Source organism: Streptomyces sp. NPDC054841, from assembly GCF_053611045.1.
Genome location: NZ_JBSGZO010000275.1, coordinates 1 through 11,414, shown reverse-complemented (window position 1 = coordinate 11,414; position 11,414 = coordinate 1). Strand labels below are relative to the sequence as shown.

General features: G+C 66.9%; 8 protein-coding genes and 4 pseudogenes. 6 read left to right on the top strand and 6 right to left on the bottom strand.

Annotation, left to right across the window (positions count from 1 at the left end; genetic code table 11):
* Positions 1-334: 334 nt before the first annotated feature.
* From ACWGI8_RS29080 to ACWGI8_RS29070, 3 genes are all read left to right on the top strand, one after another.
* A complete protein-coding gene (locus ACWGI8_RS29080) occupies positions 335-1,141 on the top strand; it encodes an AAA family ATPase (RefSeq protein ID WP_453665328.1) in 807 nt (268 codons plus the stop codon).
* A gap of 171 nt (positions 1,142-1,312) precedes the next feature.
* Complete coding sequence (locus ACWGI8_RS29075; RefSeq protein ID WP_453665327.1) at positions 1,313-1,525, top strand: hypothetical protein; 213 nt, start codon at positions 1,313-1,315, stop codon at positions 1,523-1,525.
* 396 nt (positions 1,526-1,921) lie between these two features.
* A complete protein-coding gene (locus tag ACWGI8_RS29070) occupies positions 1,922-2,944 on the top strand; it encodes an acyltransferase domain-containing protein (RefSeq protein ID WP_453665325.1) in 1,023 nt (340 codons plus the stop codon).
* Positions 2,945-2,980: 36 nt separating this feature from the next.
* On the opposite strand, the pseudogene ACWGI8_RS29065 reads toward ACWGI8_RS29070, so the two are convergent.
* From ACWGI8_RS29065 to ACWGI8_RS29055, 3 genes and pseudogenes are all read right to left on the bottom strand, one after another.
* Positions 2,981-3,178, bottom strand: a pseudogene (locus ACWGI8_RS29065) (IS481 family transposase); the annotation flags it as partial.
* 767 nt (positions 3,179-3,945) lie between these two features.
* Positions 3,946-4,209 carry a hypothetical protein gene (locus ACWGI8_RS29060; RefSeq protein ID WP_453665324.1) on the bottom strand — a complete coding sequence of 88 codons (264 nt, stop codon included), beginning with the start codon at positions 4,207-4,209 and terminating at the stop codon, positions 3,946-3,948.
* 320 nt (positions 4,210-4,529) lie between these two features.
* Positions 4,530-4,865 carry a hypothetical protein gene (locus tag ACWGI8_RS29055; protein ID WP_453665322.1) on the bottom strand — a complete coding sequence of 112 codons (336 nt, stop codon included), beginning with the start codon at positions 4,863-4,865 and terminating at the stop codon, positions 4,530-4,532.
* Positions 4,866-5,271: 406 nt separating this feature from the next.
* Here ACWGI8_RS29055 and ACWGI8_RS29050 point away from each other — a divergent pair, with 406 nt between their 5' ends.
* Positions 5,272-5,649, top strand: coding sequence for a hypothetical protein (locus tag ACWGI8_RS29050; RefSeq protein ID WP_453665320.1), 378 nt, complete (start codon positions 5,272-5,274; stop codon positions 5,647-5,649).
* Between the two features lie 271 nt (positions 5,650-5,920).
* On the opposite strand, the pseudogene ACWGI8_RS29045 reads toward ACWGI8_RS29050, so the two are convergent.
* A pseudogene (locus ACWGI8_RS29045) lies at positions 5,921-6,737 on the bottom strand (IS5 family transposase).
* A 132-nt stretch (positions 6,738-6,869) separates the two neighbouring features.
* Complete coding sequence (locus tag ACWGI8_RS29040; protein ID WP_453665319.1) at positions 6,870-7,316, bottom strand: DUF6086 family protein; 447 nt, start codon at positions 7,314-7,316, stop codon at positions 6,870-6,872.
* A gap of 107 nt (positions 7,317-7,423) precedes the next feature.
* On the opposite strand from ACWGI8_RS29040, the pseudogene ACWGI8_RS29035 reads away from it, so the two are divergent.
* Positions 7,424-7,738: pseudogene (locus tag ACWGI8_RS29035) on the top strand (transposase); the annotation flags it as partial.
* Between the two features lie 323 nt (positions 7,739-8,061).
* Here ACWGI8_RS29035 and ACWGI8_RS29030 read toward each other — a convergent pair.
* A complete protein-coding gene (locus ACWGI8_RS29030) occupies positions 8,062-9,108 on the bottom strand; it encodes a NucA/NucB deoxyribonuclease domain-containing protein (protein WP_453665317.1) in 1,047 nt (348 codons plus the stop codon).
* A gap of 913 nt (positions 9,109-10,021) precedes the next feature.
* On the opposite strand from ACWGI8_RS29030, the pseudogene ACWGI8_RS29025 reads away from it, so the two are divergent.
* Positions 10,022-11,223, top strand: a pseudogene (locus ACWGI8_RS29025) (IS110 family transposase).
* Positions 11,224-11,414 lie beyond the last annotated feature (191 nt).

Genomic DNA, 11,414 nt, shown 5'->3' with positions numbered 1-11,414 from the left:
GAACGGGGCTATCCAGGACGGCTCCGACGCCGTGATCACACCAGCCACATCAAGATCATCTCACCCGTGACCAGCAGTTACGGGACAGCCCTTAGCCTCCCTCTGGCGTGGCCAAAGTGAAGGGAGTCTCCATGAAGCAGCGGGCAGGATGGCAGCCGAGAAAGCTCAAAGAACACAGAGAGGCACACAACCTGACCTTCGAAGATGTCCTTGCACGCCCCCGCGAGGTGGCCGAGGGCGCCCACTTGAGCTGTAACGCCGCAGATCCATCGACCCTGCGCCAGCACGAAGAGGGAGAGGCATTCCCTGATCCCACTTCCGTCGCGCCTACTGCTTGCTCTACCAAGCCAGCGAATCGAACCTTGGATTCCGCTGCCCGCTCCCCGACGAGGCCTCTCCCCCCAGCGGGGAGAGTGCTGGTGGCACGGATGGCCTATCGGTCGAGCATGCTCTCCACGGCCTCATCCGCAGAGATAGAGACCCCCTCGGGCTGCAGCAACGCCTCATTGCCGCCTGGATCGGGCGAGCCGGTGGAATCGCCGCCCCCTGTCGTCCCGCTCTCGTTCTCGTTGGCGGCTACGCCGGTAGCGGGAAGACTGAACTTGCTCACGTTCTCAGCCAGCACACGGGCTGGCTTCTGCTCGACAGGGACCCGGTCACCCGACCCCTGATAGAGCGCCTACTGATCGCGCTGGGCAGCGACGCAAATGACCGTGAGAGCGACGTGTACCGCAAGCAGGTCCGCCCCGTGGAGTACGAGCGTCTGATGACGGCCGGTATCTCCAACCTCACGTCGGGCTGTTCTACCGTCCTGACTGCGCCATTCCTCGCTGAGATGACGGACACGGAATGGATGGACCGGCTGACCAGCCAGTGCGGTGATCTCGGCGCTGACCTCTTCCCAGTGTGGGTCCAGTGCGACAAGGAGTGGATGCGGAAGTTCATTCACTTCCGTTCAGCGGACCGAGACGCACAGAAGTTGACACGTTGGGATGAGTACCTGAGCACGGTCGACGTGGAGCTGCGTCCTTCGGTGCCGCACGTGGTCATCGACAACCGACACGGCGCCGCAATGCGCCTCGCTGACCGAGCACGTCATGCGTTGCGGCGGACAGCCGCGCACCCAGGCCGTCGGCGATGACTAGCATCTACATGCGGCCGGTGATCTGGAAGACAAGGTTGGCCAGTGCCGACGCCTCCCCAGGACCGACCGGACAAGGATGAGGCCACAGGTCAAAGCCCCTCAGCCAGCCACCCCCGAGCTCCCGGCGGCTACGATCTCGCCCACACCAACGGGGAGGGGAAGATCGTCGTGGCTATGGGTCTCGCGGGGCTGCCCGGCAGAGAGTGGATGATTCGGGACGCGAAAGGCCGGAAGTACAGCTACGACTCGGAAGAAGAGGCGTTCGAGGAACTCCCCGAACACGGGGAAGGCGCCACGGTGTGGACCCGCGAGGTCTACCGAGTGCTGTTCATCACCAGGTCCGTCGACGGCTGGCAGCGGGTCCCGAACCCGCGCGGATAGCGTGCTCCTGCCGTACCCGTTGCAAGGGCGACGAACGGGGACTGTCGGGGAGTCACAGCGCGTCCCGCCGTTTCGGCCTCATCAGTCAGTTGTGAGGGGGCATATCCGCTCGACGACCGTGCGCCGTCGCCGAAGCTGACTTCGCTGTCGCCGGTCTGCCCCATGTCTCCCTGCGCCCTTCGCCTTCGGCAGGCCGTGAGCCTATCCGCCCCTCTGCAGGGTGCTGGCTGGAGCGGACTTCTCACTGGAAGCGGGCTCGGGGGCGACACGGCCGTGGGCCCGTGACATCACAAAGCCGTGCCGTCAGCAGGGACATCTCCACACCCCGGCCGCCGTCTGCCTGGCCTCGGCCGGGAGCCGGCCGAACGGCCGCAGTCATGGTCTAGAGTTATCGTCATGATGACGATACGCGCGGGGGATGTCCGGGCTGAGCTGGGCCTGGGCGAGGAGTACCGGGACTGGATCGAGGCGCTCGAAGAGGTCGAAGGCCCTTTCCCGCCGCTGGAGTTGCCCGAGGGAGACAAACTCGGTGCGTTGCTGGAGCGGTTGAACGTCCCGAGCGAGGACCACCCGGCCATCGCCGAGGCGGCTCTACTGGTCGCCCAGGCCGGCTCGAGTTGGCGGTGGCTGTTGGACCGGACCGTGAAGGCCGCGCGCGACCTGATGGGTGGTGATGCACCCGTGCCCGTCGGCCCGGTGATGCCTGAACACGGCCTGGCGGGCCGGTGGTTCTACGTGGTGTCCTGCCTGGCCACTACCTCGGCCGTCCGTGCCCTGCACAGTGAGATCGATGTCCCCGACGACGTCTCCTGGAGGAGCCTCGGGATCCTCGGGGAGAAGATCGCCGTGCGCAGGCGGGCCGCAGATGAGCAGGCACCGTTCCTTGATCACGACTACGTGATGCACGTGTTCCGCGGCCGCAGGTACCGGCTGGGACAACTCGATGCCCTGGCCTGGAATGGATACGTCGACGTGCGCGTGCCCCATACAGCGACTCCACTCACCGATGCGCCGGACAAGGCCTGGGGCGACGAAGTCCACGCCTTCTTCCGCCGCATGCCCCGCAGGTACGGCCGTGGCATTCCGTTCGGCTACACCGCAATCCCCGTCAACGTGAACAGCTGGATGGTCGACCTCGCCCTGAGGGAGTACCTGCCCGACGACCACGAACTCCGCCGCTTCGCCGGAAAGCTCGACTTCTACACCAGAAGCACCGACTGCCAGGCACCCGACGACGCCGGGCTCACGCCCGGCGACCGGGACGCAATCGAATACGCCTACGGCCGCACTGTCGTCGACCTGCAAACGGCCCTGTCACTGCCCACCGAGAACGACGTCCAGCGTGTCATCCTCAACCACCTTCAGGCAGGTCACCACTGGGCGCAGGCAGGTGCCGGGTGGCCGATCTTCGAGTACTGACGAATGCGCCTATGCCAGCTGCGCGCCCGGCGGCAGTGGGTCCGCCCTCCGGACGGGCAGCCCACGCGGCGCCTGGCGGCCGCCCGTCCGGTGCGGACACGGGGCTGGCCGGTGCGAGCGGTCCGCCGGCCCCGGCAGACCCAACTGCTCGTACTAACGCAACCACGCATGCACCGACAGCGGTGAAACCCCATACCGGGCCACGACTTGAGTGACCGGAACCCCCGCGGCGACACTTCATCAAGGCGCTTCTGCCGCGCACGGCGCGACAGCGCGGCCCGAAAGCTCGGCCCGCGCACCTGTCTTCGCCCGGCACGGCACGGCCCGGCCGCCGGCCGCACGCCGACCCGGCGAAGGGTTGACGGTGGAGGCGGCCCGTCGTGGCTGGGGCGGTCGGCCCCAAGGCTTTGCGCCGGCTTTACGCAGCCACCATGGGGCGAGCCTCGAAGACCATGGGCCCGATCAGGCTATTGCGGGCAGGCGAGGAGCCACCCCGATTCGCGGCCAGCGTAAGGAGCCATGATCTCTCGCCCCATGGCAGCTCCAGCCCAAAGCCGCTACACCGCCCGCGTGGCTAACCGCGGGTCACCGGGGGATCTGTTGCCCTGCCTGGGTAAGGGTCAATGTCAGGCAGCCCAGCCACTCACAAGGTTCCGGGTACTTCCAGGCCTGGCCGTCCGACAGAAGAGCGGGAAGGAACGGCTTCGGGATGCAGGGGCCGGGTTGGAATCCCGCAGTCCCATCGGGCGCCATCCAGGGGACGACCCGCGACACCTCAATTCACCCCTGTCGACGAGAGGCAGGAGGATCGGGACGAGGTCCGAGGCGGGCCCGGACGCCAGCGGCTCATCCAGGTCGGCCAGACGCCGGGAAGAATGTCGAGCTCGGGTGCATTGATCATGAACGCGCGCTCTGCGGAGGACAGCTCGTCTGTCGCGGGATAGCTCACTCGGACATCACCACAGCGGCAGCGCCTCGAGAAGCCTGACCACTACACCGACCTACTCCTGAATCAGCAGGTCCGGATGCGTGAACAGAAAGACCATGTACGCGACCGCCGCGATCGCCCCCACGGACGAAAGCACCAGACCACTCAGAGGCTGAGCACGGCTCGCGCTTTGACGCGAGGCAGCGCGGTACTCGATTGAACCCCGTACAAGGCCTGCCAGGCCCAGCGGCAAGGCCAGCAGCCAGACGATCATCCAGAACGGGCAGCAGAACCAGAACGCAACGGAAGCCCCGCCGAAGACGACGGCAAGACTCATCCGCCCCGATCTGTCGCCAGTCGGGTCATCAGTAGGGGTCACGCGCTGCTCAAAGCAGCATGGGAGTGAAGCCCAGCAACCGCCCCTGGCAAACATCGTGCCCCTCGCGTGCCCGATCGAGCGGTACGGGGAACACCCGGCGACCACGGGGCGGAGACATACGAACGCCCCCCGACCAGTTGCCTGGTCAGGGGCCCTTCATCTGCGGTGGGTGTGGGATTTGAACCCACGGTGACGTCGCCGCCACGACGGTTCTCAAGATCGCTGGGGACCCGATCGCGCCATTGCCACGAACCTGGGCCGTCTCTTTCGGACCATGCCTAGACAGCGCCGTCCTCCGCCCATGCCCAGGCCAGTTGCGCGTCGCTCAGCGGGGGATCGAACCCCTCCGGAAGTATGAGCATGAGTGGCTGCGGCCACATGGTCTCCGGCCCGTGCTCTTCGCAATGCAGGGCGATGAGATGCGGCCCTTCCCCGCAGGCTTCGTGCCGGTAGGGGCGGTCATGGGCCTGGCAGAAGTACCAGTACGTCGAGCAGTCATCCTCATCGCTCGGCTCGTAGAAGCCGGGATCACGGACGATCAGGTTGACCGGCTCCTGCCGATTGAACCGGGGGATGGGCCGGGGATCACGCCACAGCAGTCGGAGAGGCAGCACGCGCTAATCCTGCCCGAGGCCGACCCGCGTGGGCCTGACGGGGGAAGGAGGTGGTGTCCGCGCCCCGGTGAGCACCAGCCCGGCGCGGCGTACGCCGGGTCGGCACTGGACCCTCTGAGGTCAGGCTCAGCGTGCAGCGTTGACCAGCCCACCCGGCCGAGGCGTGCCCCTTGCGTGCTCGATCAGAGGGAGACGACCGGGGAACCACGGGGAACCAGGGCGACGTAGCCACTTCCCCGCAGGTCAGCGACCTCCCAGCTCAGCAGGCATCCGCATACGTGGTCTTCCAAACTGGTCCGGCCCAGCCTTCTTCGTCGAGCACACCGACAACGCGGATGAAAAATCACACCTCGCAGCGAGGGTAGGGCGTTAGGATCCTGCTCCTTTCTCTGATCAAGGACGGCCCATGTTGCCTGCCATACGCCGCTACGCTGCCGCTCTCGCGGGTGCTTTGCTGCTCGTCGGCTGCGGCAGCCGACCGACGCTTACTCCCGAATCAGTGCGTGACTCAGTCGGCTCGGATAGCTCAGTCATTACGAAGCTGCGCCTCAAGGGGTCAGTTGCCTTGATCAACACCAGCCTCGGGCCGGACGAGATCAGCGGCGCAACGGGCTTGAGGATGTGTCAAGCCATCTACAAAAGCGGAGACAAGTACACGGTTTACGTGTACGGCGAGGTGCAGCCTCATGTGCCCATACTTCTTGCCAGTACCGCCAAGGAAGGTGACACCCCAGGCGACTGCGAGTTGGGACGTTTGGTTGGCGATCCTGCCGTAACCGGTTGACGGGCAGCGACCCCGAGACTTACCGCAGCGCCGTACCGCAACCCCTGTCCGATAGCGTCCCTGTGGTCCCTCGAAGTGACCGGTATGGACGTCGCTGACCGGTCTGGCTAGAGCTACGGATCAGAAGCTCCCGTGCCACAACCGCGCCAGATCAGCCGGGAACTCACGGGGAACTGCGGCTGCCAGCGGGGCCCGGATACCGCAGGCGCCGAAGCCAGCGATACCCAGGTCAAGGCCCAACTCGCCCCACCTCGCTCCTACAGACCGTGTCCTATGTGGTGAGGCGGATGAGGCGTTTGTAGCAGCAGAGGGCGGCGGCGAGGCCGAGGAAGGCCAGGTAGTTGCGGGGGTGTCGTTCGTAGCGGTGGTTGAGTCTGCGGTATCCGGTCAGCCAGGACATGGTCCGTTCGATGACCCACCTTCGGCGGCCAAGGCGTTCGCTGGACTCGACGCCCTTGCGGGCGATCCGGACGCCGATGCGTTTGCCGCGTAACCATTTCCGCAGGTGAGGTATGTCGTAGGCCTTGTCGGCGTGCAGACGTTGGGGTTTGAAGTGGCGCCCGTTGTAGGGGTCGTGTCTCGTTTGGTGACCCGCGACCATGGGCTTCAGCGCGAGGCTGTCGTGGGTGTTTGCGGCGGAGACGCCGACGGCGAGGGGCAGTCCGTGCGCATCCGACAGGACGTGCATCTTGGAACCCGGCTTGCCCCGGTCCACGGGACTCGGACCTGTGAGTTCGCCCCCCCTTTCGCCCTCACATGGGCGAAGTCGAGGACCGCTCGGGAGAGGTCTAGCAGGCCGGCGTCGTCCAGCCGTTGCAGGATCGCCTCGTGCAGCCGGCCCCACACACCTGCCCTGGACCAGATCAGGAACCGGCGGTGCGCGGTCGACTTCGATATCCCGAAGCACGGCGGCAACGCGCGCCAGGAACACCGCTGACCAGCACGTAGATGATCGCCGCGAACAGCGTCTCATCAGGCGTGTCCTGCGTTCCCCCGCCCTGCGGACGCGTCTTCGACGATGGGATCAGCGGCTCGGCGATCTCCCACAGCCCGTCCGGAACAATCCAACTCCACGTACCCCGACCCATGAACAGCCCAACGACCGCCTCACCACATAGGACACGGTCTAAGAGGACGTCTCAGTTGGGGGCAGGCAAGAGGCAGAAACGGCTAGCGGGTCCAGGGTGTTGGGTCGGCAAGGGGCGGTTGGGCGTACCGGCTCAGCGGGCCATCCAGCGGTCCATCTCCCGCGCCCGCGTGTCCAGCGCGGTGACGACGGCGGCTGACGCGGTCCGGGGATTGCCGGGAACCTGCACGTCGCGCTGGACGCCACCAGACACATGGCCGGACCCCGGTTCGGGCATGTCCACCTCGATTCCCGCGCGCCGCGCGAGCGCGACTGCCGTCGCCACGAACCCCTCGGAGAGCGCGAGGATCACGGAGTGCCCCGTCCGGCAGTGCCAGGCGACCAGGCCGTGTACGAACTCCGCGTACATGGCCGGATCGACCTCGAGTGTGTCCGGGTCGCCCCAATACTTGCCCTGGCCGATTCCCGAGGGCAGCTTGAGCTCCGCCTCGAAGATCTCGACCTGCCGTACGAAGAGGCGGCCGGCACCGTTCGACGGGTTCCACAGCGTCTCGTCACCGATGTCGAAGTACATGCTCATCGTCGATTCCCCCTGCTCGCCGCCCGGCACAGGGTAGAGGATCGGGCGGCGGGTGGTAGGCACCGGGGTAAAACGGTGCCTTGGGGGCCAAGGCTCGTTGCTCTGGCATGGGCATAGTTGAGCAGCTGGTACCGGACGGACTGTGGGAGATCTTCCAGGACGTGGCGCCAGAGCCGCCCGTGCGCGCCCAGGGTGGCGGTCGGCGGCGGTGTGACGACCGCGCGGTCCTGGCAGCGATCCTCTTCGTCGCCACGTCGGGCTGCACCTGGCGGCAGCTACCGCCGGTCTTCGGCGCCTCTTGGCAAACGGTCCACCGGCGCTTTACCGGCTGCTCCAAGGCCCGGGTGTGGGCAAAGTTGCACCGCGTGGTGCTGGATCGGCTCGGCGCGAACGGCGAGCTGGACTGGTCCCGGTGCGCAATGGTGCTGGTGCTTTTGCTGGTGCTCGTGTTCCGTGGCCGAGGAAGGCGTGGGCCGCCGGTGCGGCGGTGTTCCGGCGGACGCCGGCAGCTTCACCGCCCGCGGTGGCGCACCGTGCTGCTACTGCCCCACTGCACGACCGGCGGAGGCGTGGACAACGGGTCAGCTGTGTCGGCCGGGCCGAGGCGGCTGCGCTGTCGGAGGGCGAAGGCACCGGTGTCGGAGTGGAGCGCTACCTCATCCAGTTCTGGCCGACCGACGCATAGAGAGGGGTGGCGCTGCGGCGGGAGCGGTCTTGTGGCCGCCCCCGCCGATGAAGCGTCAGATCAGACAACGATCTTGACGATGAAGCCGTCTTCCAGTCCGTCGATGATGCGGTTCTTGGCGTAGAAGCTCTTCAGGATCAGGCCGCCGGCCTGGTTGTCGTCCCGCGCGATCGGCTTCACGGAGAAGTGGAGCTTCTTGGCGTCCGGGTCGTACTCGGGTTGCGCGGCTCCTTCGTAGGTGCTGGCGAACGGGTACTCGTCGCATTCCTTGCCGCCGCTGGCATAGTTGGGTCCCCAGTAGCGCTTGCACTGCTTGACCGCTTCCGCCCTGTTCTTATCGATGCGGGCGCTGCTCACCGTGCGGTGCAGTGGATCCGTGGCCGTCTGACCGGGCACCTTCTTCGCGGACATGTACGGCTTGGCGTCCTGCGGGACAAGGAAGGCCTGACGGATGTGCGCGGCCTCTGCCTGTTCCTCCGCGCCCTGCTTGGCGCTCAGCGTGAGCGCGGTGACGTAGCTGAACGTCGCAGCGCCCTTCCTGGCCGGGTTGCCGCCGCCCGTGGATTTGGCCAGGTAGGAAGCGGCGTCCCAGCGCGGGGCGAGCATGAACAGCTTGCCGCCGGTCGAACCGCTGAGCCTCCAGGGCGCCGGGGCCGTGTAGGTCACGACCGGCTCGTATACCGCGAAGATCAGGTCGGTGGAGCCGCTGCTGCCCTGCCCCGGCGCGGCGGTCACGGTCTGGCTGAAGGTACCCGCGGCCTTCAACTGAGCGAACGTCCTGCTCCCGGCGGGCAGGTTGCCGCCGCGGGTGTAGCGCACGCGCGAGGGCCAGCTCTGCGGAATGTTCCCCTTGGTGGTGATCGGCATGGAGGCGGCGCCGGTCCTGCCGGTGGTGATGAAGTCGGTGAAGTAGTACTGGAAGTTGATCGTGCGGCTGTTGGCCGGGATGGTGCCGATCACGCAGACGTTGAACATGCTCTCGCCGACGGGGCGGTTGTTCAGCACCCAGGTCTGCAGAAACGATGCCCCGTTGCACACCGCGAAGCGTGACTTGACGTAGAACTTCTTGTCGCTGCCCAGGCCCTTCTTGCACTCATCGAAGGTCATCGTCCGGGCCGGCTCCGGAGCAGTCGCCCGCGGCGCTGCGGCCGCCGGGGACCGGTCCCCCACCTGCCCTGGGAGGACCGGCGAGCCGGACGCCCGGCGCGACAAGGGAGCATGAGGCGGCCGGCCCCGCCGTCTCCAACGGCATCCGAGCGTGCGGCTCTGACTCGGCGGCGAGCTGCCGCAGCCGTGCCAGACCGTCTCTGCTGCAGTTCCCCAAGCGATGCCTTCGCCGCGCCGACGGGCAGCACGTAAGACTCCACCCGCAGCTCGCCGGCGTCGTGCGCGATCGCCGCCGACGGCAGCGCCGCGAGAACCGCCACCGGCAGCATCACGGCCGCAACCTGGCCGGCGAGGCGTCTCATCCATATGTGGTTCATCAGGCCGAACCCCCGAACTCATGCAGCGCCGGGCCTGTTGCCCGGCACCGGGTCGGAAGAACACCTATCGAACAGATGATCGGCATACCCAGTGGTGCGCCTGACATGGCGTGACATCAGCCGCACCTTGGCCAAGATCACCACAATGACCGCAGCCGATCACGACCGCCCCAACCCACTCAGACGACGTACCGGCCTGATGGAAGGGATGGTGCGTGACGTGAACGCCGCCGGCCCCGACGCGCAGGCGACTCACTCGACCGGGTGCGGGAGTTCACCGAAGAAACGATTACGTTCCCCCCCATTACCTTTTTGGTGGCCCCGCAATGGGGCGCCCGGCCTCCGGAGTTGGCATGGCCTTCTCCCCCTGTCGAACGTATGGCCTGGGGGGTGGTGTCACCGGCTCCGGAGGCATCGACAGACCGCTGATTAGGGGCATGACCACCGGCTTCTTCGCAGGTCGGGAGGCTCTTCGTAATGTGGATGTGGCGATCGGTGCCGTGGGACGGCCGGGCGGGGACGACCGAAGGACGCACGTGATCGACGTCAGTGGCATCGGTGCCTTCCTCGGCCTGGATGTCGGCAAGGGCGAACACCACGCCACCGCCGTCACCCCGGTCGGGAAGAAGGCCTTCGACAAGCGGCTGCCCAACAGCGAGCCCAAGCTCCGCGAGGTCTTCGGGAAACTTCGGGCCAAGCACGGGACCGTACTGGTGGTCGTCGACCAGCCGGCCTCCATCGGCGCCCTGTCGCTGGCGGTGGCCCGGGACATGGGCTGCCCGGTCGCCTATCTGCCCGGGCTGACGATGCGGCGGATCGCCGATCTCTATCCCGGTGAGGCCAAGACCGATGCCCGCGACGCGTTCGTCATCGCCGACGCGGCCCGCGTCATGCCGCACACTCTCCGCTCGGTCGATCTCGAGGACGAGACCATCGCCGAACTGGAGATGATCGTCGGCTTCGACGACGACCTGGCCGGCGAAGCAACCCGCATCAGCAACCGTCTGCGGGGCCTGCTCACGCAGATCCATCCGTCGCTGGAACGGGTCCTGGGTCCGCGAGTGCAGCACCCAGCGGTGCTCAAGCTCCTCGACCAGTTCGGTTCTCCGGCCCAGATCCGCAAGGCCGGACGCCGTCGACTGATCACGCTGATACGTCCGAAGGCCCCGCGGATGGCCGAGCGACGGTCGAGGACATCTTCACCGCCCTGGACGAACAGACCGTCGTCGTCCCGGGCACGGAGACAGCCGCGCTGATCGTTCCCAGCCTCGCCGGCTCGCTCCAAGCGGTGCTTGACCAGCGGAAACTCCTCGCAGCGAGGATCGAGGAACTGCTGGACAACCACCCTCTTTCCCAGGTCCTGACGTCCATGCCGGGGATCGGCGTCAGGACCGGAGCCCGCATCCTCATCGACGTCGGCGACGGATCCAACTTCCCTTCCTCCGCCCACCTCGCCGCCTACGCCGGACTTGCCCCAGCGACCCGCAGCTCGGGCTCCTCGATCCGTGGCGAACAACCGCCCCGACGCGGAAACAAGCAGCTCAAACGGGCCTTCTTCCTCTCCGCGTTCGCGGCCCTGGCCGACCCGGTCTCCAGGGCCTACTACGACAAGAAGATCAGCCAGGGCAAGCACCACACCCAAGCCCTCCTCTGCCTCGCGAGACGACGAGCCGACGTGCTCTTCGCGATGCTCCGCGACGGCACCTTCTACGACCCGCAACCCACCCCACCAGCTTGACCAAACCCATAGGGGCACCCCCCCTTGTGGCGCGGCTGGCGACGAGCGCACCTGACACCCGTCGGCGAGCGCGCCAGCGTTTGCGGGCACCTGTCCGGGGAGTGTCATGAATCAGGTGTGTTCCTCCCCGAAGGAGTCACCTGATGAATACGACGACTGATCACCTGATCGAGGCCGGGGGCGGCGTGTCG